The sequence below is a fragment of the Pedobacter sp. HDW13 genome (assembly GCF_011303555.1).
Taxonomy (GTDB): Bacteria; Bacteroidota; Bacteroidia; order Sphingobacteriales; family Sphingobacteriaceae; genus Pedobacter.
In genome coordinates this window covers 3,510,684-3,530,659 of sequence record NZ_CP049868.1, presented here as the reverse complement: position 1 = coordinate 3,530,659, position 19,976 = coordinate 3,510,684, and the positions used below count along the sequence as shown (strand labels likewise).

General features: G+C 40.6%; 19 protein-coding genes and 1 tRNA gene. 7 read left to right on the top strand and 13 right to left on the bottom strand.

Annotation, left to right across the window (positions count from 1 at the left end; translation table 11 throughout):
• Positions 1-13 precede the first annotated feature (13 nt).
• The 7 genes from G7074_RS14890 to G7074_RS26630 all read right to left on the bottom strand — a co-directional run bounded on the left by G7074_RS14890 (position 14) and on the right by G7074_RS26630 (position 8,155).
• On the bottom strand, positions 14-991 hold the full coding sequence (locus G7074_RS14890; RefSeq protein ID WP_233603955.1) for a glycoside hydrolase family 43 protein: 978 nt from the start codon (positions 989-991) through the stop codon (positions 14-16).
• A 78-nt stretch (positions 992-1,069) separates the two neighbouring features.
• Positions 1,070-1,771, bottom strand: coding sequence for a DUF3823 domain-containing protein (locus G7074_RS14885; protein ID WP_166209246.1), 702 nt, complete (start codon positions 1,769-1,771; stop codon positions 1,070-1,072).
• Positions 1,772-1,783: 12 nt separating this feature from the next.
• Entirely contained in the window at positions 1,784-3,706 is a 1,923-nt protein-coding gene (locus tag G7074_RS14880; RefSeq protein WP_240916312.1) for a RagB/SusD family nutrient uptake outer membrane protein, read from the bottom strand.
• Position 3,707: 1 nt separating this feature from the next.
• On the bottom strand, positions 3,708-6,323 hold the full coding sequence (locus G7074_RS14875; RefSeq protein WP_205944059.1) for a SusC/RagA family TonB-linked outer membrane protein: 2,616 nt from the start codon (positions 6,321-6,323) through the stop codon (positions 3,708-3,710).
• Complete coding sequence (locus G7074_RS26640) at positions 6,302-6,910, bottom strand: carboxypeptidase-like regulatory domain-containing protein (protein WP_205944058.1); 609 nt, start codon at positions 6,908-6,910, stop codon at positions 6,302-6,304. Before G7074_RS26640 ends, G7074_RS14875 begins: the two co-directional genes overlap by 22 nt.
• Positions 6,911-7,043: 133 nt before the next feature.
• Positions 7,044-7,664 (bottom strand): hypothetical protein, encoded by a 621-nt coding sequence (locus tag G7074_RS26635; protein ID WP_205944057.1) that lies wholly within the window; start codon positions 7,662-7,664, stop codon positions 7,044-7,046.
• Complete coding sequence (locus tag G7074_RS26630; RefSeq protein ID WP_205944056.1) at positions 7,643-8,155, bottom strand: hypothetical protein; 513 nt, start codon at positions 8,153-8,155, stop codon at positions 7,643-7,645. The genes G7074_RS26635 and G7074_RS26630 overlap by 22 nt, the downstream gene beginning before the upstream one ends.
• A 183-nt stretch (positions 8,156-8,338) precedes the next feature.
• Between G7074_RS26630 and G7074_RS14865 the strand changes: the two genes are divergently transcribed.
• The 4 genes from G7074_RS14865 to G7074_RS14850 all read left to right on the top strand — a co-directional run bounded on the left by G7074_RS14865 (position 8,339) and on the right by G7074_RS14850 (position 13,079).
• Positions 8,339-11,509 carry a two-component regulator propeller domain-containing protein gene (locus G7074_RS14865; RefSeq protein ID WP_166209244.1) on the top strand — a complete coding sequence of 1,057 codons (3,171 nt, stop codon included), beginning with the start codon at positions 8,339-8,341 and terminating at the stop codon, positions 11,507-11,509.
• Positions 11,494-12,309 (top strand): response regulator, encoded by an 816-nt coding sequence (locus G7074_RS14860; protein ID WP_166209241.1) that lies wholly within the window; start codon positions 11,494-11,496, stop codon positions 12,307-12,309. The genes G7074_RS14865 and G7074_RS14860 overlap by 16 nt, the downstream gene beginning before the upstream one ends.
• A gap of 73 nt (positions 12,310-12,382) precedes the next feature.
• Complete coding sequence (locus G7074_RS14855) at positions 12,383-12,823, top strand: DoxX family protein (RefSeq protein ID WP_233603958.1); 441 nt, start codon at positions 12,383-12,385, stop codon at positions 12,821-12,823.
• A gap of 171 nt (positions 12,824-12,994) precedes the next feature.
• A tRNA-Ser gene (locus G7074_RS14850) sits at positions 12,995-13,079 on the top strand.
• A 188-nt stretch (positions 13,080-13,267) separates the two neighbouring features.
• On the opposite strand, the gene G7074_RS14845 is transcribed toward G7074_RS14850, so the two are convergent.
• The 6 genes from G7074_RS14845 to G7074_RS14820 form a co-directional block, all read right to left on the bottom strand.
• Positions 13,268-14,191 (bottom strand): zinc ribbon domain-containing protein, encoded by a 924-nt coding sequence (locus G7074_RS14845; protein WP_166209238.1) that lies wholly within the window; start codon positions 14,189-14,191, stop codon positions 13,268-13,270.
• A complete protein-coding gene (locus G7074_RS14840; RefSeq protein WP_166209235.1) occupies positions 14,172-14,918 on the bottom strand; it encodes a recombinase family protein in 747 nt (248 codons plus the stop codon). Before G7074_RS14840 ends, G7074_RS14845 begins: the two co-directional genes overlap by 20 nt.
• 341 nt (positions 14,919-15,259) lie before the next feature.
• Positions 15,260-15,592 carry a hypothetical protein gene (locus G7074_RS14835; protein ID WP_166209232.1) on the bottom strand — a complete coding sequence of 111 codons (333 nt, stop codon included), beginning with the start codon at positions 15,590-15,592 and terminating at the stop codon, positions 15,260-15,262.
• Positions 15,593-15,603: 11 nt separating this feature from the next.
• Positions 15,604-15,996 (bottom strand): hypothetical protein, encoded by a 393-nt coding sequence (locus tag G7074_RS14830; RefSeq protein WP_166209229.1) that lies wholly within the window; start codon positions 15,994-15,996, stop codon positions 15,604-15,606.
• Positions 15,997-16,000: 4 nt separating this feature from the next.
• Entirely contained in the window at positions 16,001-17,149 is a 1,149-nt protein-coding gene (locus G7074_RS14825) for a nucleotidyltransferase (RefSeq protein WP_166209226.1), read from the bottom strand.
• A gap of 1 nt (position 17,150) precedes the next feature.
• Positions 17,151-17,987, bottom strand: coding sequence for a hypothetical protein (locus G7074_RS14820; protein WP_166209223.1), 837 nt, complete (start codon positions 17,985-17,987; stop codon positions 17,151-17,153).
• Positions 17,988-18,073: 86 nt separating this feature from the next.
• Here G7074_RS14820 and G7074_RS14815 point away from each other — a divergent pair, with 86 nt between their 5' ends.
• From G7074_RS14815 to G7074_RS14805, 3 genes are read left to right on the top strand one after another with little or no spacing between them, the layout of a single operon-like run.
• A complete protein-coding gene (locus G7074_RS14815) occupies positions 18,074-18,760 on the top strand; it encodes a sigma-70 family RNA polymerase sigma factor (protein WP_166209220.1) in 687 nt (228 codons plus the stop codon).
• Entirely contained in the window at positions 18,757-19,104 is a 348-nt protein-coding gene (locus G7074_RS14810) for a hypothetical protein (RefSeq protein WP_166209217.1), read from the top strand. Before G7074_RS14815 ends, G7074_RS14810 begins: the two co-directional genes overlap by 4 nt.
• Positions 19,076-19,915, top strand: coding sequence for an ImmA/IrrE family metallo-endopeptidase (locus G7074_RS14805; RefSeq protein WP_166209214.1), 840 nt, complete (start codon positions 19,076-19,078; stop codon positions 19,913-19,915). The genes G7074_RS14810 and G7074_RS14805 overlap by 29 nt, the downstream gene beginning before the upstream one ends.
• Positions 19,916-19,976: the final 61 nt, after the last annotated feature.

The following is a 19,976-nucleotide window of genomic DNA, read 5'->3' as shown; positions in this document are numbered from 1 at the left end:
AAAACCGATCATTTTACTGCCCGGCTTGTAGCGTTAACCACCTGAAAGTTTTCGGATCGATCTGCATTGCCGCATTTCCATCTTTCCCTTTCACAAATTTTGCGGCTACAATAACTGTTGCCCGTGGCGATACTTTTTGATCAGCATAATGAATGTGGAATACATACTGTAAATTACCTTTGGCATCGACCAGAAAATCGCCATGTCCGGTACCATTTTGTTTAATATTCGCTTTGCTGATGATGGGGTTTCCATTGTATTTGGTCCATGGACCAAACGGCGATTTTGAAGTGGCATAACCAACTGCATAATCAGGATTCCTAAAATCATTTGCCGAGTAAAACAGGTAATAGAGATTGTTCTTTTTCAGCACGGTTGGTCCTTCGGTAACCGGCCAGTCTGTTTTAGCGGTATTCTCCCAGTTTTCAGTTCCCGATATACATGCTTTAAGTGTACCTGGAATAATATCCGAAAAATCGGCTTTCATTTCAGCTACAAAGATGCGGTTACCCCGGTCTAACCGAACATGATAGAGATAATTTTTGCCATCACTATCGGTAAACAAAAATGGATCGATCTGTTTTCCGTTACCCGAAATTTCCTTTAACATTGCTTGCTTAAAAGGCCCCAGAGGGCTGTTGCTTTGTGCGATGGCGATCTGCTCATCGGCAGTATAAGCCATGTAATAGGTATTGCTCCGCTTAAAAACCTGTGGCGCCCAAAAACCTTTAGTGCCAAAGGCATCGCCTTTTTTCAGGGCATAGCCATTTTTGTTCCCCGCAGGGCCTGTCCAGTTTTTAAGATCGGTTGACTGGTATACCAAAAAACCTTCTTCGCCACTGGTACCGTACAGGTAATAAGTGCCATTATCGAAAAAGATAGTGGGATCGGCCAGGTAAATATGCTTCCCGTCCAGCGGCTTTTGCTGGGCATGGGCCAGCTGAGCCCATACAAACAGGCACAACATAAAAAGTATGGAGCGGTATTTCAAAATGGTTAAATTAGTTTAACTAAGATAATGAATAAAGGCAGGCATAGGGTTTTAGTTCCATATGCCTGCTGATGGTTATTAATAGGTAATTTTAGCTACCGGTGTGAAAATCAAATCGTCTACCCCTGCAATTTTTACCCCAATTCTTGCAAAAACATAGTTTTGTGCAGGTACAATTGCAGGTATGGTTACACTTGTATTCAGGTTATTCAAATCAGCAATGGCTGCACCTCTAAGCTCCTGCACGGCAATATTATTACCACCATCTACAAACTGTGTTTTATTGATGTAAAGCGATACGCTTTCTACATCTTTTGCATTGGCATCGGTAATAATTTTTTCGAGCTTGCAGAAACCATTTACCTTGCCTGAAGCAGCGGTTAAGGTTGCGCCACGGATCATGTAATAAGGCGTTACTTCAATATCCATGGTTTTGCTGCCACTAATGTTCACCGCAATGGTATCTTGCTTGCCCGCAGTATTCTTTTTCCATAAAAAAGGTCCCTGGTTTGCCGAAAAAACAAGTTTATAATTACCATCAAATAGTTTGGCCGAATAGCCTCCCTCCTGGTTTACATTTACATTAAGTGCTGAATAGTTACCAAAGCCCGACTGCCAGAGTTCGAAATTTACCTGACCATATTGTACATTAATGGGCTCTCCTTTGTACACAATCCTGCCTGTAAAATCGGCCTGAGGTACATCGTAATTATCTTTTTTACAAGCGGAGAATAATACGGCTATAATTGCCCCTGCTATGAAATAAAATCTATTTTTCATATCTGTATCTGATTATTGATTAGGGTTTCTGATAATTTTTGGATTACCGTTTAATACATCCTGCGCTATTGAAGAATAATAGTTACCAATGCGGAAACGATGTGCTGCTGTAACGCGGCTGGGTTTAATTACTTTAAAAACATACTTTAAGTGGTTGGCATTGCCCGGGTTGTAATATTTATAAGGCCATAAACCAAAAACCTGGGTGCTGGTACGCGTTGCACTACCAATATTGGTGGCGTTGGTAAAATCGGCGGCCGACATGTTATTGCCGTTCCACACTTTATCGGCCAGTCTCCAGCGTTTCATATCCCAAAGCTGTTGTCCTTCAAAAGCAAATTCTACTTTACGCTCGTGCACAATTCTATCAAAAGTAATCTGCGCCGGGGTTAAAGCGGTGGTTAATCCGGCACGGTCTCTTACTGGTTTAATATAGTCCGCTGCTGCACCTAAATCCCCCAATTCAAAAGCGGCTTCTGCTGCATTTAACAATACTTCGGCATAACGGTAACGGATCCACCATACATCGCTACGGGTACCAATCTGCCCTGAACCTGTTGCCGGATCTAAATATTTACGCACATAAAAGCCTGATTGTGCACTGAATTCCAAACCATCTACAGGCCCGTCTTTTCCCACTACCTGCACCGATGCCGGGTTATCAGGCAAAACTTTATCCTTCATCTGTCCGAAATTATCGCCGGTAATGATGGTTCCGTTGGCTAACTGGTAACCTGCCCAGATATCAACTGTTTTACCTTTAAACTGCGTTCCGGGAAGGATTACCGTACCTGCCAAACGCGCATCGCGACCTGCAAAAATATCGGTGATATTGGTATAGTAAACCGGATTTCCGCCTGCATCAACCGAAGCCAGTGAAGCATAGCTGTTATCCAGCTTTTCGAAAGACTGAACCAGGTTTAATGATGGATTTAATCTGCCGCCCTGAGCTTCTTCTGCTGAAGAGCGGGGTTGGTTATCGATCGTAAAACCGTGTACTTTGTTGGTTTTCAATTTAAAATCTTTTGCAAATATTACCTCAGGATTGCTGCCTTTATCGGTAAACAGTGCCGCGAAATTATCAGACAGGTTCGGGTTCTTTTGGTAAAGCGAATACTTACCGCCATCGATAATTTGCTTGGCTGCATTTAATGCTTTGGTAAAATAACCATTGGCTAAGGTTGAAGAAATACCCACTTCGCCACCTGGCAAGCTTAACTGCGAATTGCTGTATTTGGCTATAGAGCCAGCATAAAGTGCTGCTCTGGTTTCCATAGCCAGGGCGGCAGCTTTGGTAGCTCTGCTTTTTTCGGTCGCATCATCAGGTAGTATCGTTTTAACGGCTTCCAGTTCGGCAATTACGAAATCATAAATTTCGGCTTCTTTTGCCCTTGGATATTGCAGATAGCCGGGGTTGCCGCTATAATCGTATTCCAGGGGAACAGTAATCAGTGGTACCCCGCCCATACGTTTCACCATTTCGAAGTATACCCCTGCCCTGATAAATCGTGCTTCGGCAAGGAAACGGTCGCGGTCTGCTGGTTTCAAAGCTGCCGCTTCCTGACCACTCTTAATAAATAAGTTCAGATTATTAATCAGTTTATAAACCTCTATATCCCAATATCTCCAGGCATCGTAGCCATATTCTAAATTCTGGTGACGGAAATAATCGCCACCAGCCGAGGCAAAGCCTTCGTCGAAATCGGCAAAGAGCCACCACGATTCGATGCGTTGAAAATCCGGATAACGATCGTACAAATCGCCAAGTACTGTAAGCACCAGATTAGGGTCTTTCCATATCGCTTCAACCGACAAGGTACTGGTAGGTTGTTTATCTAAAAATTCTGAATCTTTTTTGCATGACTGCCCAAAGCTTAAACAGGCTATGGCCACAAATGCGTATATATATTTTTTCATCTGACTGGTCTTTTTCATGTTACAACGTTAATTTAATACCGATGTTAAAAAACTTGTTTTGTGGGTATTGCAATCCATTATCATCAGCAATTTCAGGGTCTACACCATAATCTTTTAGGTTATCGATAGAGAAAAGGTTATATCCGTTTACATATACCCGAGCATTCTGGATCTTGATTTTTTCGGCCCATCTTTTTGGAAGCGTATAACCCAGCTCCAGTGTACGCGCCCTTAAGTAGCGTACATTGTGCAGCCAGAAAGTTGAGTTACGGTTATTGTTGCTGTGGTCGCGATCGTTGAAGCGAAGTGCCGGATATTTACCTGCTACCCAAGGGCTGTTCAGGTTAAAAGGATCAGTACGGTGCCAGCTGTCATCAGCAAAGTTCTGCAATAATGCTCCTCCGTTCTGGAAAGCCCAGCGCTGCTCCCAGTTCTGGTTCCAAGAGTACATGGCGCCACCCGAGAAATCTGCTGTAAAATCGAAGTTTTTGTAAGAACCACCCAGGGTGAAACCAAAACCAATATTGGGTTGGCCGGCAGTAGTATAACCGATTGGCCTTTCATCAAGTCCATCGATAATGCCATCACCATTCTGATCTTTGTAAATTAAATCGCCCGGCAATAAAGAACGGTTTCCTTTTCCGTCAATATTCACTTTATAGTTATTGATCTCATCAATACTTTGGAATTGCCCTGTTACTTCGTAGCCCCAAAATATATCAGTATATCTGTTGGTATTGTTACTTCTGTAATTTTCCCATGAATTACCAAAACGTGGCTTATATATATCCACCATTTTTTTTCTGCTGATAGAAAAATTTCCGCCAACATTATAATTAAATTCACCGATTTTATCTCTGTAATTTAGAGAGAACTCACCTCCAAACTGTGCATCACTGTTCAGATTTTCTGCATTTTGAGGATAACCCAGTTCGATAGGAACTATAACGTCATTTTTTATATCTGGCAAACCAGTACGTTTTCTGTAGAAATAATCTGCAGTTCCGGATAGCTTGCTGTTAAACATCAGAAAATCTATCCCAATATCAGTGATTTTGCTTTTAAACCAGCTAATGTTATTAATTACAGGCCCCTTATATCTTGAGGTAGTGATGTTTTTACCATCGAGGATAACAGTACCCTGATTATATCTATAACCAGGAATCCAGGCAAAAGGATCAATACCTGTATCATCATCCCCAAGCTGACCATAAGAAGCGCGTAGTTTCAAATCGTTCAGGATCTTGCTTTCGCCCAAAAAGGATTTAATAAATTTTTCCTGCGTAATTCTCCATCCGATTGATGCAGAAGGGAAATACCCCACGCGCCTGTCTGGTGCAAACCTCCAGGAAGCATCTCTACGTCCAGATAGCTCCAGGTAATATTTATTATCGTAATTGTAGTTTAATCTGGCTACGTAACCAACCCGGGCCTGCTCTTCCTGTAGGTCTACAAAATCCTGTCCGTCCATATCGGCAAACTGCAATACCGGTAAAACATTAGTTTGTGGTACCGCATGCTGGAAGGTGTAGGTTCTGAAACGATCTAAACGCTCAGCTACCAACACGCCTCCTACGGTATGCTTGCCAAAAGTGCGGTTATAATTGGCCTGAATCTGGTAGGTATTGGTATAAACTTTTTCATTCCTACGCTCGCGGTAAGGATTCGAACTACCTACTTTTTCTTCGTAAACACCACTTTCAGGGTGGTAAGTGTACACATTATAGGTGTACTCATGTCCGTTGATGATATTATCGGCAATGTAGTAAGAATATAAACCTTTTATTTCCAGTCCTTTTATAGGGGTATCATAGGTGGCCGATAAATTGGTTTGCAATACGCGCCAGTCTGATTTCCAGTAGCCGGTTAAAGCTTTACTTTGTACAGCAAACTGCTCCGTGTTGTGGCCAATATCATTCGGATAATTCGGGTTACCATTGGCATAAGCCTGCTCGGTTGGGCGGTTACGCAATAGGGCAAAACGTGCTGCCCAGTAATCATCGCCACCGGGTACACCAGGCTGATCGCGGCTTTCGATACGACCATTAATTAACATCCCTACTTTAAAGCGGTTGGTAATTTTAGCTTCAATATTACTTTGGATATTGGTACGGTTAAATTCGAATTCACGCGCAGTTCCGTACACCCCTTTCTGATCTAAGCGGGTAGCCGAGAAATAATAATTTACCCTATCGGTACCACCCGATGCACTTAAATTAACCGAAGTTTGTGGTGCATTGGGTGCAATAATAATATCTTTCCAATTCTGGCTTTGGTAACCATATTCAGTACCTGCTTTCCATTTATCGAGCTCGGCCTGGGTAATTGTAGTTGAACCGTTTTGGTTCATTTCGGCAGTTGCTTTACCCAGCATCCACTGGTAAGCATCTGTGGTTTCAGGAAAGCGTACCCAGTTTTGCCAGCCGGTGTAGGCATCAACACTAAAAGTATTGCGGGTATCGTTTTTACCTCTTTTGGTGGTTACTAAAATTACCCCGTTAGCCGCGCGGCTACCATAAATAGCGGCCGATGCATCTTTTAATACACTGATCGATTCGATATCGTTTGGCGAAATGTTATTGAACTGGCCCGCATCCTGCTGAATCCCGTCAATTACATACAAAGGGTTACCCATATTACGGATCTGAATATTGGCCGATGCCCCGGTCTTCCATCCGGCATACGGAACGATACTCCTGGTAATTTACCTGCAAGCCCTGTGCTTACGGTAGAACCGCCATGTACTTTTTCCAAATCTTTACTGCTGATGGAGGAAATGGCACCGGTAATGGCTTCTTTCTTCTGCGTGTTGTAACCTACCACAATCACTTCCGAAAGATCGTTGTTGGAAGGCTTCAGTTTAACGTTAACCTGCGAACGTCCAGCAAGGGCAACTTCCTGGTTAACATAGCCCACATAAATAAAAATCAGTGTTGCATTTTTATCCGCCACCTGAATTTTATACTTACCATCGCCATCGGTAGTAGCGCCTGTATTGGTACCCTTAATTTTTATACTTGCGCCAACAACGGTTTCGCCCTTTTCGTCGGTCACGGTACCGGTAACGGTAGCTGTCTCCTGTGCCCGGAGCTGCAATGAAAGTAAAATCAGGGCAAATGAGGCGAAAATAACTGCATGGACTTTGCGTTTCAAAAACAACTTTTGAAGCAGGTACCAATCGCGGCAGACTATGCTGCCAGAAGAGAGTAGACTTCTTTTCATAAAGGTTTAGTAATTTGGTTAGTTTGTGATAAAGGCGTGTACGCCGTTTACCTATTCAAAGGTTGGCTTTTTATGCACGGGGTGGGCTAGCACTTTGTATCAATCTTTCTGCAATTTGTCTCGTTTTATCGATTTAGTAAGCTGGTAAATAGAAATCAAATGGTTTATCGCGGTCGCAAACCAGTGTACCATCTTTAAATTCGAGTTCGGCTACATGTATCGATGTACGCTTGTTCGAGTAAGAAAATGCGCCATCAGCATCAAGCGTGCCCTCGAAATGTACTTTTCTTCCGGGGTGGGTAAAATAAAAGATATAAGCCTTATTACCGATTACCTGTACATCGGCATGCGCACCTGTGGGGGTATCCTCCAGCCTGTGGCCAGGCACATCAAGCACCAATCCTTGTTTTTCCCAGCTTTTGCCATCTTTTGAGCGGTAAACGCGCTGTCCATGCCACTCGTCGGTAATCATCCAGTACCAGTTTTTAAAAAAGAAAGCTTTGGCGCCTTCGTGTGGTGCCCCGCCAATAGCGGGCTCGGTTTGTGCAGTCCAGTGTTGTAAATCATTGCTTTCGGCAGTCATGGTAATGCTGCCTTTCGAACTATCTTTATACCACATGTGCCACTTACCATCAGGCATCTTTAACAAAGTAGGGTCGATAACATGGTCAGAATTAAGGGAGATAAAGCCTTTGTATTTCCATTTCCACAGATTTTTACTGGTGTAGTGCGCTATTTTTGCGGTACCGCCCAATGGTTACGTACCCCCTCAATATAAGCCAGGTACATGTGGTACACACCTTTTTCATAAATTACATCTGGTGCCCAAAAGGTATTTACGCCCGGTTCGAAATCCAGGTCGAGTGCACCTTTATATACAAAGGTTTTCCCGTTATCGATACTTGTGGCTACGCCGATATTCGTGCCGTAACAATAGGCCACATCGCTGGTTTGGGCATTGGCCCTGCGCTGGGTATAAAGCATCCACCAACTTTTTTCGGCGTGGTTATACACCATAACCGGATCGGCAGCACCATCATAAACCGGATCGCGGTATAGCGGTGATGGTGCAATGCGCAGCTGTTGTGCGGCGGCTGAAAGCGATAAAATGAGCAGGATAGCTAAACTTAGAAACTGTTTAAATTTCTGCGAAATATCAAATAGGCGGTGGAGACACCGTCCATTAGCACTCGCTAGAGGTGGGTGTCCCCAGCCACCTGATAGACCTGTGAATTTTTTATTCATTTTTAACCAGCTGCTTAAAGCTTTAATATTTTTCAATCTGGAATGATTTGGTTAGCAGACTGCAAATAATAGCATTTGCCCCACTGCACAAAACAGATATGTCTCAATCTTTCTACTTATCTGCTCAAATTGAAAAACCAAGGCATATCTTTAATATATTTGATCTTGCTGACCAAAATTCACTTGAAAAAACTTTTCATCCTTTTTCTGTTTCTGTTTACAGCCAATATACTGCTGGCCCAGCCCTACTATTTCAGGCGGTACCAGGTAGAAAACGGATTATCGAATAACACGGCATTTTGCAGCGTACAGGATGCAAACGGATTTATGTGGTTTGGCACAAAAGATGGCCTCAACCGTTTTGATGGCTATAGCTTTAAAACCTACCGGCACGATGCCGACCAGCCCGGCAGTTTGGGTAACGATCTCATTTATGCATTGCACCATGACGATAAAACCCTGTGGGTAGGGACAAACGATGGCGTTTATCAATACAATCCGTTAAAAGAAAGTTTTAGCTCCATTAAGGCTACTAAAGGCATGCGTATTATCGACCTTGGCAGCGATAACAAAGGAAATTTATGGGTGCTCTCATCCTTCAAAATCTATCTTTACAACAAAAAAAATAAAACCACCACCGCTTTTACCACCAATGCCCCTTTCGATGCCTCATCTGTAGCTGTACTTAAAAACGGCAGCATTTGGATCAGCACCGGTCGTGGTACGGTTGAAAAGTACAACCCGCAACTCAACAATTTTCAAAGTTTTAACATTAACGGTAAAGATAAAAAGCCCGAATATGGCTGGGTGGCCAAAATTGCCGAAACCACCAAAGGCGAGCTGTTGATCGGCACCACCAACCAGGGTATCAAACTGTTTAACCCGGTTACGCTGCAATCTAAAGATCTGCTGAGATTGAACAGCGATAAAACGCCCATATTTGTTCGCGACATTAAGCAGGTGGCCGGCCACGAATTCTGGATCGGTACCGAATCGGGCATTTATGTGTACAACGATGAAACCGGCCTGATTACCCATATTACCAAGCAGTATAACAATGATTATTCGCTAAGTGATAATGCCATTTACACCATTTGTGCCGATCGAGAGGGCGGCGTATGGACAGGCTCTTATTTTGGTGGACTCAACTATTATTCGAGCCATACCTCATTCTTTACCAAGTATTTTCCACAGGAAGGCCGCAATGCTATCAGCGGAAGTGATGTAAGGGAAATTACAAAAGATAGGGCAAGCAATTTCTGGATCGGAACAGAAGATGCAGGTTTAAACAAACTAGATAGTCAAACCGGTACCTTTAAGCATTTTCTTCCCGATGGAAAAAAAGGCAGCATTGCTTATTCCAATATCCACGGCTTGCTGGTAGATGGCGATAAACTTTGGGTTGGCACTTTTGAGCATGGGCTGGACCTCTTTGACCTGAAAAGCGAAAAGGTAATTAAACATTACCAGGCCGGTGTAGGTAATGCGCTGCGTACCAATTTTATTGTTACTTTTTGCAGAACCCGTGCCGGCGAAATTATTGTTGCCACCATTAATGGCATTTACCGTTACAACCGCAAAAAAGACGATTTTGAGCCCATACCCGATTTACCTTTTATTTTTTATGATTCGGTTATCGAAGATTATGCAGGCAATATCTGGGCTGGCAGTTTTAATGATGGCGTATATTGCTTTAATTTATCAAAACCGGGTTTTAAAAATTACCGCAACAAACCAACCGATCCAGGCAGTTTAAGCCACAATACCGTAAACAGTGTTTTCGAAGATAGCCATAAAAACATCTGGATAACTACCGATGGTGGAGGGGTTTGTAAGTTTGATGCCAAAACGCAACTGTTTAAACGATATGGCAGCAAAAACGGTTTCCCGAGTAATTACCTTTTCCGCATTGCTGAAGATACGAGCCATCAATTCTGGATCAGCAGTACACGGGGGCTTATCCACTTCGATCCGGCTACAGGCTTGAGTAAAACCTATACCAAGGCGAACGGATTGCTTACCGATCAGTTTAACTATAATTCGGCCTATCAGGATACCGATGGCCGGCTTTACTTTGGAAGCGTAAAAGGACTGGTTAGCTTCAATCCAACCAATTTTAAACCTAATTCTTACGAAACGCCTGTTTTTTTAACAGGCTTTCAGGTAAACAGCACCGAAATTGGCGTAAAAGGTGCCGATTCGGTATTAAACAAATCAATTGTGTATACCGATACCATCGATTTAAATTATGATCAGTCATCTTTCAGTATCGATTTTGCTGCTTTAAGCTACCTCTCGCCAGCCATGACCGAGTATGCCTATAAAATGACGGGGCTTTATAAAGACTGGGAATATTTAAAAACAAACAGGAAGGTTTACTTTACCAAACTGGCCCCAGGCAAATATACTTTCGAGGTAAAAGCCATGGTAGAGGGTAGCAACAAATGGAGCAACAAAAATGTCAAGTTGTTGATCAGGATAAAACCACCTTTTTACCTGAGCCCGCTGGCTTACTTTATTTACCTGATTAGTACAGCGGCCATTATTTTTTATCTGGTTCGCCGTTACCACCTTAAAATTGCACTCAAAAACAGCCGCCGCATGGAAGTTTTTGAACACGAAAAACAAAAGGAAGTGTACCAGGCCAAGATCGAATTTTTCACTAATGTAGCCCACGAAATCCGTACGCCACTTACGCTGATTATTGGCCCGATGGAGAAACTGATTAAACAGGCGCATGTGGTGCCCACAATCGAAAAGAACCTTAAAATAATGGGGCGGAATACCGACAGGCTGCTTAAATTAACCAACCAGCTGCTCGATTTCAGAAAAACCGAAACCAGCGATTTCTCGCTCAACTTTGTAAAGGCCGATATCCAGGAGATTTTGAAAGATGTGTTCCTGCAATTTCAGCACGCAGCAGAACAAGAAAATATCAACTACAGCATCAACCTGCCCGATAGGCCGCTTCATGCCTATATCGATGTAGAGGCTTTTTATAAAATCATCAGCAACCTGCTCGATAATGCCATTAAATATGGAAAAACTACTGTAGAACTGGTTTTAGAACAGCCAGATGGCGAAGATAAGTTTAGGATGCTGGTAAAAAACGATGGCAATCGTGTTCCGGTAGAGCTTAAGGATAAAATATTTGAGCCATTTTTCAGGGCCAAAGAAACCGAAATAAAAGCGGGTACAGGTATCGGGCTTTCAATCTCCAAATCGCTGGCCCAGCTGCATAGTGGCGAACTGTATTTTGATTTTAATCATAACGAATTTAATATATTTGTATTGGCGCTCCCCATCCATCAACTCATTGAATTTAACCTGAACGGAAAATGGAAGAAACTGTAACGGCGCCAGCTATAAAGGAAATAGAAAAATCGGTGGTTTTGCTGGTCGATGACAATGAAGATATCCTCGATTTCATTTCTGATGACCTGGAAGAAAAATATCAGGTACTACAGGCCCGCAACGGTGTTGAAGCTTTAGCAATTTTACAAAACGAAATTGTGCAGCTCATTATCAGCGATGTAATGATGCCCGAAATGGATGGTTTCGAACTTTGCGCCAAAATTAAATCTACCCTCGAGTTTAGCCATATCCCCGTGATTTTGCTTACCGCCAAAAACACGCTGCAATCTAAAATTGAAGGTTTAGAACTTGGGGCCGATGCTTATGTAGAAAAACCGTTCTCGCCCGAATTTTTACAGGTACAGATTTCGAGCCTGATTAAAAACAGGAACAAAATCAAAGAATATTTCTCGAGCTCACCCTTATTGCACATTAAAAGCATTGCCTATTCGAAAGCCGATGAACTGTTTTTAGAGAAGCTACAGGATACTATCAATAAAAACATCCACAACCAGGATTTGGATGTAGAGCACCTGGCCGAGAAAATGAACATGAGCCGGCCAACCTTATACCGTAAAATTAAATCGATTTCGAACCTGAGCCCCAACGAACTGATTAACCTGGCACGTTTAAAAAGGGCAGCAGAGTTTTTAAATGAAGGAAATTTAAAAATATACGAGATTTCGGAAATGGTGGGCTACAGTTCACAATCGCACTTTGGACGTAATTTTTCTAAACAGTTTGGCATGTCGCCAACCGACTATCTGAACAGTAAACTGGCCGAGAAAAAGAAATCTTAATCCAGTCATTATCAATTTGTTTTGTGGTAGTTTTTACGTAAATTGTTCTAACCAAAATATAGAAGTTATGAACATGCTTAAGAAAATCCAAAACTGGGGTGACCACCACCACCCAAAATGGTTAGACTACTTTAGAATTTTACTCGGATTGGTTTTAATTTGGAAAGGTGTTGATTTTTACATCAACATGCAGGCCTTTAGCAACCTCATGCGCGGTGCCTTTTTAGGTACAGCCATCAGCATCAGCTTACTGGCGCACTTAATTATTCTCATGCACATCATCGGCGGTATGGCCATTGCTTTAGGTACCTACACCCGCTTGTTCTGTCTCTTAAATTTACCCATCCTTATCGGCGCGGTATTCTTCATCAACATTTCGGCAGGTATTTTTAAACCCTATTCCGAATTTTGGTTTTCATCGGCCGTACTCTTCGGATTAGTCTGTTTTATGATCGAAGGAAATGGAATTTTATCTGTCGACAGGCAGAAAACCTACCCAAGTAAGGCAATTTAAAATAAAAATTACGGTTAAAACCTGCTCGAAACAGCTCATTTTAGCCCTCTAAATCATTTTTTTAAAAAAAATATCGCAGCTAACTAAATGATTAGCAGAACATAAAAAATTAATATCAATAATAAATTATAAAAGGTTTGCAGATTTGCTTCAACTTCGTACTTTTGCAGCGGAGAGCTGGCAGAGTGGTCGAATGCGGCAGTCTTGAAAACTGTTGACTGTAACAGGTCCGGGGGTTCGAATCCCTCGCTCTCCGCAGTAAATGCAAAAGCGTGTGTTTTTAGAACACACGCTTTTATTTTTATATAGCACCGATAATCAACCATCTACAAAACAACAAAATAAACATTATTTTATGGGTATTAACGATTTATACTAAAAATCATACTGTTTTTCTAAAAATAGACCATAAAACCCCGAGAGCATTAGGGGATTCGAACACCTTCAATTTACATCCTCAGCGGCCAAAAGTGCAAATTTCACTATAAAATCAAGTATTTCCTGCCCCTCTACCCTTGACAAATCATTACCAATGCATAATTCATGCTTCAGGATCTTATCAACCATATCATTAGCCATTTGTTCTGGAAGGTTATTTGGGAAGATATCATTTGGCTCTGCTGCTTTGTTAATTACCTTTAAACCAAAGACAAATTTGGCTGGATTGTTTAAAATATCATCAATCCTAAACTCTTTCTGCAGAACCGGGCTAGTCTGTAATAGCATAGTAAGGAGCTCGCGTTTTTTGATAGAATTGTACCGATTCCATATCATGCCTAGTAGAGATAGCTGTAGTGTCTTTCTTGTCAGCTGCACTTTATTTTGTTCTTTTAGCACCGTAGAATGTTGTAGCTCTAGTCCCATTCCGTTAATCCTCTTTTCGCAATCCGTCCTGATTAGAATAAAATCGTCATTTTCTATTTCCCCCTTTAAGGAAAGTTCTTTGGCTTTTACAATCCGTTCTATTAATTTATGGATACTTTGAACAGCCCTATTCTGTGTTACAATCTGTTCTTCAAAAAATTCTTTGCAAACATATCTTAGGACATCTGAATATATCTTCTGATATGCCGCATCAGCTACGAGTTTATTTAATTCGTTCTCGACTAAATGATTAGCCTTGTCCGCACGAACTCGGAAAGCACAACAATGATGGCAGTGATAGTAAGCGTAATAAGATATTTTCCCCTTTGACTTGCTACCTGTTAATCTTCCCTTACAATTTGGACATAGCATCAATCCACGTAACGGCAATTTCTCGTCGGGTTTGAGCCTAGCAATCGTTTTTCGCTTCTCACTATTCAAAATTCGCTGAACTTTATTGAATAATATTTCTGGTATAATTGCTTCATGATTTCCTTTTACCAAATAGGAATTGGTCCCCCTCAAATTTAGGGACAACTATTTTCCCGCTGTAAAAGGGATTTCTTATTATTCGCCAAAAATGGCTTCTACTACATTTCAATCCTGAATTTACCAATCCATTGTAGACAGATTGAATATCACTATGGTTATTTGAAACGATAATTCGATATGCATTTCTTATTAACGATGCTTCCGGTTCTTTGGGGACTATTAGTTTTACCCCGCTTTTCGTTAACTGGAAAGAATATCCTAAGGGTACATTAGACGTCCATCGCCCTTCCTGCCTGGCTTTGTTTATACCCTGTTTTACATTTAGTGATCGCCTGTCATTTTCAACCTCTGATGTCGCTATATAAACAGCTAACAGAATTTTGTTTTCAGGTACGGAAAGATCGAGAGGCTGCTCGATGGCCTGAGGTTCGATTTGTAGATCTTTAAGTAACCGGATCATATAATAACTATCTGCAATGTTCCTGCTAAATCTATCCCATTTGGTAAAAAGAATTAGATCAGGGCATATTTTTTTAGGTCTCTTTATTTCCTTAATAAAATTTTTCCAAGCCGGTCTATCAAATGTCCTAGCTGAATGGTCTTCCTTTACCACCTTTAGTACAACAATGTTATTAGCAAAACAAAACCGTTGCAGCCGTTCTTCTTGAACATGCAACGAATAGCCTTTTATGGCTTGTTCATCAGTGCTTACTCTGATGTATAAAATAGCAGTTGTCATAATCAAACGTTTATCATTAAAACGTTTGATTATGACAACTTTAAGGGAAAGTAGTCATAAGTTGACTGATCTCACGTGAGAACAAGCTAAGGATAAGAATATTGTCTATCCATTGAATAAATTTAACTTAGCCATTCTACCTACCGATTTAGAACAACCTTGCTCTACAGATTCATTTTGAGTATCCTAAAGAACCATATAGTTAGCATATAGTTATAATAACCCTTAATTTAATACACTTCTTTTGGACATTAAAATACTGATGTACTTTTCCGATTACTTCTTAAATAGTCACATTTGGTAAATCGGCTATCTATCCTATCATTCAAAAAACAAATGCCTTAGAAATTATCTGGTTCAGTTTTATGCGCAGTAGCTTGGGCATTAGTGAATTTGTTATCGAAGTGACTTAACAACATTTCTATAAATCGCCCATGATAGACCCCATAAATTACAGTACTCATATTGATGTCTTTGTTTTTTAAAATCCCAAACCTTAATTCACCAACATATATCTTAGGACGTAACCAGGCGTCATATTTCCATTGTTCAGGTGTATGTGTAAAATCGCCGTCCGCGTCATAGGACCAGGTTTCAATTTTCTCTTCGTCAATTTCTTTTTTGATGGCAGCTAATAAATCAGCTGGTGCACTTGTTTTAATAATTATAGCCATAAATTTATTTTTTAATGTTCAATTCCACCACCAAGCCATCGCCCGGTAGCAAACCATATCTCGTAGTAATATAACCATACCGAAATCCAAGGGACAATCGTTTCAGAGATAAAATCCTGTGGAGTCCATTCTCTTGCTTTAGGATAATATAAGCACAATGAACCATCCGCATAGGTATGTTTAATCTTACCATTTGGTTCTCTTGGCTTTAACTGATTATTAAGCACGGTAATAACAGGCGGGCACTCCTGTATATACTTAATTCTAATGTTATAGCTGTCACTCAACGGTGTTGGCTTAATGACTGCTTTAGCGGTAAATCCATTTGGTTGATACTGAGCATACCAATCAGGAAGATTCTGTTTAAAATCCAAATACTGCTGCATTGGCGTTAATTTTTTCATATCCCTAATACTTACTACCGTAAAAATTGTTAGGTATAACGGTAGTCGAAGAAGGTACAATGCCTGTTAACAAACCACTCTGCCTCGATACGCCGAGTTGATCGCTATTTCTTGCTTTCTGAATGTAATCGGACTGCTCAATCAGCGAGTTGGAACTTGTATTTTCACCAAACATTTCCTTGAATACGCCTATGATATTATGTATTCCTCTGGCACCCTCTATTTTATCCCACTGTTCTTTAAAATCGATAATAAACTGAATAAAGCTTCTATATAAGTGAGGTTCGTTTATCCATTTGTCTGAAAAAACCTCATTGGTGTTTGCTGGGTTAACGATATGTAGCACTTTTCCATTCAGCATGCTTAAATTGTCATAGGCTCTGTTTATAATACCTTTGATGGCTTCATATTCAGATTGCGCACCGTTGTAGAACATTCCTGCTATGGTGGTAAGGATGATACTTGAAGTTGCGGAATCCGGATTGTCCTTAAAATAAATATCCCTATACCGTTTTATAAGCTGAACGGCACGCTGCAGAGGTTGCATTAAGTGATACGGAACCTGATTTGGCAGGTCTTCAGCACGTAAAGACTTTTCCAATAGCATCAATTCTTCCCTAATGTATTTTGATTTGAACCATTCTGCATATCCCTTCGGATTGCTGGGTGTCCAGTCTTTTAATGAGCGATCAGGTACAACAATTCTATTTACATCAAGGGCCGACTCCTGAAAACCGGGAAGAATATCGATATGAAACAGGTTAGCGTAAACTATTCTGATACACCTGTTTTTTCTTTTAAGCATTGTTTTGTACTGTCCATGTTCCCTTAATCTTCTTTCTAGTTGATTTAAGACTTCCACAGGGTCTAATCCCTCATACGGTATTGTCATGTGAATAACAATGTCCAAATCGAATTCATCGCCTTGCAAAGGTTTTACATTGGTGCCGATACGATAGGAACCTTGTGCATAAATATCAAATGGAACGTTCTTAAAAAAGCCAAGATCACCTTCTATCCATTCGGAAACTGCGTTATAGCTTCGTTCTGCTGATGCTCGCCTGGAATCATCAAGTTGCAGCTTTTCCGCGATACGGTTTAGTAAATCATCAAGCTGTTGATTAAATGTCTGTGGTATATACATGTGGTTCATATTATTTTATTTTAAATTCTTTATCAAATAGTGAAATAGTATGTTCTGCGATTGCAAATGGTTTAGTGTTGTCTGGTAAATAACCCAGTCTCTTGATTGCATCTTCTGTTACCCACCTAAATTTGGAGCCAAGTTGCTCTGTCTGCAACAAGTGCCTCAGTGATGTTACTTGTGACTCGGTAGGCAGTAACTCATACACTTCATGGATTAATATTTCGGGACACTCATAAAATGCCGAGTAGTGTATATAGAGCGGATTCCTATGCAGGAACTTATAATTGATAAGTGGAAACACATTGCTATCCAGAATATGTGTTCTTATCAATTCCTCACAGAACTCCCGCCAATGTGATATTTCCCTATCTTGATTGGAGTCAAACCATTGCAAAAATTTATGCAGGTACTTCCCTTTTACACGTATTCTAAGATCCTGACGTGTGGTATCGCATATAGGGATACATTTATCATCTAAAATTTCTAAGTCCTGAAACAATCTCGATGAATCCGGCAACCTTTTGTAGACCCCACCTACCGGCTGTAATTGGTCTATGTTGCGCCCTTTTACGAGCAGACACTTACCGTCAATATTAATTTTAAAAATATAAGCGGCAGAAACCCTAATGTGCTGGTTCCTATAAATTGTGGCTGCAAGAAAGCAAACCCATAGCTTGCTTCTTAAATTGATGATGGTGTTAATGGCCATACCTAACAAAGCGCCAAACGCTCCTATGGCTAATTCATGTAATGTATCATTCACCTGCTTATTGGGTATCCAGCTATCGCCGAAGAATATGAATACTCCGAGAAACAGAAATGTAATAATGTAGTATAAAGTCATAATCTCTCTTTTGTATAGGTATATGAAAAAACGTGACAAAGCCGTATCTTGTCACGGAATATCATATACTAAACTGAAAACACTGTATGGATGACGCTTCTTCATTTGTTTCTCTGGACGATCTGCGTAAGGAATCAACAATTACGCTTTTGGAATATATGGGGATGAACGAGGATGAACCAGCCACCGCAGAACTTGCATTTAATATATTTTATGAGAAATTTTCTTCCGCATTTATGGTAGTCTGTGAAAAGGCTTGTTACCATTACAAAGATTTATATGACGGCTTGGCAGAAGTTATTTTTAATAATGCACTTTGCAACGCATATTTCAAGGCCTCTCAGTTTAAATCAGACAATAGAGATCCCAAAAAAGTGGATAATGATGTAAAAAGATGGCTCTACGGCATAGCAAACAACGAACTATTTATTGAACTGCGGAAGATCAAGGCCGGCTCGAACCTTGACATTATGGAAGATATCATGGTTTTGGAATCAGAAATCGATCACGAAGAACCTCTTATTATAGAATGCTATGAGAAGGAGATATTAAATGAGGCCCTTGCGACGTTAAGTGATAAGGAAAGAGGTATTTTATTAATGTGTTACCAGTATAGCGAAGACGGAAAAAATATACCTTCTAATGTAATTGAGAGAATAAACACTATTTTTAATATCAAAGAGCCAAACCGACGACAGATCAAGAAGCGGGCTCTGGAAAAATTATTGCAACAAGTAAATTATCTACAATCAAAAATCAAAGTTAAGAAATGACTGATCTTAAATTAGTTCCAGGGAATTTAGATAACCTTTCTGAGTTTGAGCAAAGATTAATCAAATCTCTCAGAGGTAACGGACATTTGTTTCCATTGTCTGATGAGGAAATTGAACATTTTGAGGACTGCCATAAAAAGGAGATTAGAAATGCTGTTTCTAAGGTTCCTTCAGCCGATGACATTCTGAAAAGGGGTAGAATTGAGAAGAACTGGACAATAACTCCACCTGTTGATGAAGAAGTTTCCCAAAATATGGCTCAAGCAGCTCGTGAGGGAAAGGCTCCAACAGATGCAATTAAACAAAAAATGTTAGATGACAGGAACAAGTCGAAAAACAAATAATCCTTCCTTAACACAATTAAAAATCCCCAGGAAGCGTGTTCTTTCTGCCTTGGCACGTGGTGTTGCTGATCTATATTGTCCAGATCTACCAATATTACCAGAGCAAATAGCAAAAGCAAGTGGCCTTACATTTAACTATGGAAATTACGAGGATTATTTCGACGGAATGCTTGAGCACATTGCAGGCGATTTTCACATTTATATGAACCTTGATAAATCGCTTCAAAATAGCACAAGGTCAAGATTTACTTTTGCCCATGAATTGGGGCACTATTTTATTGATGAACATCGTATTGCATTAGAAGCAGGTCTAACACCTTCTCATCCTTCCTATACAAACTTTCAGTCGGAAAACATTATTGAAAAAGAGGCTGACTACTTTGCCAGTTGCTTGCTAATGCCAGAGAATAGATTTAAGGCAGATTGTAATCGTAAACCATTTGGCCCAGAACTTATTAATTCACTAACTCAAAAATATAATGTCAGTGCAACAGCATTTTTATTGCGTTATGTACATAGTGAGCAAGTACCATTAATGGTAATTTGTAGTAAAAAAGGTAAGATCAGCTGGCGATGGGAAAGTGATGATTTTGAATTCAAATATTTAAAATCCGTGAAAGGATCAATCCCAGGTGTGTCTGTAACAGCAGAGTTCTATAAAAACGGCACCGAGTATACAGTTCCTCAGAATGATCTATACGCTGAAGACTGGTTCAACTACACCGACCACGAGCCCAATACTTTCCGGCTTAAAGAATTTTGTATTTATGCAAAAAAGCAAGGCATGGTGCTAACTATGCTATGGTATTAAATAATACCTAGTAGGTTATTTGTTAAATACCCTACTAGAGTCTTTGCTTATCAATCGTGAA

Bases quoted from the DNA above. Each gene is read 5' to 3' on its own strand.
- G7074_RS14885 (WP_166209246.1), bottom strand. From the start codon at position 1,771: ATGAAAAATAGATTTTATTTCATAGCAGGGGCAATTATAGCCGTATTA.
- G7074_RS14880 (WP_240916312.1), bottom strand. From the start codon at position 3,706: ATGAAAAAGACCAGTCAGATGAAAAAATATATATACGCATTTGTGGCC.
- G7074_RS14875 (WP_205944059.1), bottom strand. From the start codon at position 6,323: ATGGGTAACCCTTTGTATGTAATTGACGGGATTCAGCAGGATGCGGGC.
- G7074_RS26640 (WP_205944058.1), bottom strand. From the start codon at position 6,910: ATGAAAAGAAGTCTACTCTCTTCTGGCAGCATAGTCTGCCGCGATTGG.
- G7074_RS26630 (WP_205944056.1), bottom strand. From the start codon at position 8,155: ATGAATAAAAAATTCACAGGTCTATCAGGTGGCTGGGGACACCCACCT.
- G7074_RS14860 (WP_166209241.1), top strand. From the start codon at position 11,494: ATGGAAGAAACTGTAACGGCGCCAGCTATAAAGGAAATAGAAAAATCG.
- G7074_RS14855 (WP_233603958.1), top strand. From the start codon at position 12,383: ATGCTTAAGAAAATCCAAAACTGGGGTGACCACCACCACCCAAAATGG.
- G7074_RS14840 (WP_166209235.1), bottom strand. From the start codon at position 14,918: ATGACAACTGCTATTTTATACATCAGAGTAAGCACTGATGAACAAGCC.
- G7074_RS14835 (WP_166209232.1), bottom strand. From the start codon at position 15,592: ATGGCTATAATTATTAAAACAAGTGCACCAGCTGATTTATTAGCTGCC.
- G7074_RS14830 (WP_166209229.1), bottom strand. From the start codon at position 15,996: ATGAAAAAATTAACGCCAATGCAGCAGTATTTGGATTTTAAACAGAAT.
- G7074_RS14825 (WP_166209226.1), bottom strand. From the start codon at position 17,149: ATGAACCACATGTATATACCACAGACATTTAATCAACAGCTTGATGAT.
- G7074_RS14820 (WP_166209223.1), bottom strand. From the start codon at position 17,987: ATGACTTTATACTACATTATTACATTTCTGTTTCTCGGAGTATTCATA.
- G7074_RS14815 (WP_166209220.1), top strand. From the start codon at position 18,074: ATGGATGACGCTTCTTCATTTGTTTCTCTGGACGATCTGCGTAAGGAA.
- G7074_RS14810 (WP_166209217.1), top strand. From the start codon at position 18,757: ATGACTGATCTTAAATTAGTTCCAGGGAATTTAGATAACCTTTCTGAG.
- G7074_RS14805 (WP_166209214.1), top strand. From the start codon at position 19,076: ATGACAGGAACAAGTCGAAAAACAAATAATCCTTCCTTAACACAATTA.